Annotated in this window: 1 pseudogene; it reads left to right on the plus strand. The window is 68.6% G+C overall.

Annotation, left to right across the window (positions count from 1 at the left end):
* Window positions 1-304: 304 nt before the first annotated feature.
* Window positions 305-592, plus strand: a pseudogene (locus tag ACTIFV_RS18640) (choice-of-anchor I family protein); the annotation flags it as partial.

Genomic DNA, 592 nt, shown 5'->3' on the forward strand with positions numbered 1-592 from the left:
TACTATTCGCGCGGCCATCCTCGCAGGTACCGCGCCGCGCTCGCCCTCCCCTGTTCGCCGAGAAGACCCGAACTGTCGGCGGAGGGCGCTCGAACGTGCAGTCTGCGTCTTGTCGACCGGGTGGCGGGGTGATCGTTCGTCCGTCGTTCACCCGGGGGACTTCTCGCCGCGATAGCCAGGGGGCAGCGCTCTCGCGCGACATCACGTCCACTCTCTTGAGGAAACCGATGCCTTCGCATACGTCCCGGCGCCTCGTCGCCATCGCAACGGCGCCGTCACGCCGGTCGCCGCCTCCGCGGCGGTCGTGCCCGCACCCATCACCTCGTCGGCGGAGGGAGCTGCGCTCTCGCTGGCTCCCATCGGGTCCTTCGAGACCGGCGTCTTCGACGCCTCCGCCGCCGAGATCGTCCAGGCGCACGGCGACCGCCTCTTCGTCGTCAACGCACAGGCGGGGTCGGTCGATGTCCTCGACTACTCCGACCCGACCTCGATCGTCAAGGAGTTCTCGCTCACCTCGGCGGGCGTTGCAAACTCCGTCGCGATCCGCCCCGACGGTCTCGGTGTCGTCGCTTTCGAAGCCGTCGACAAGACT

Source organism: Microbacterium sp., assembly GCF_051860965.1.
Classification (GTDB): Bacteria; Actinomycetota; Actinomycetes; order Actinomycetales; family Microbacteriaceae; genus Microbacterium.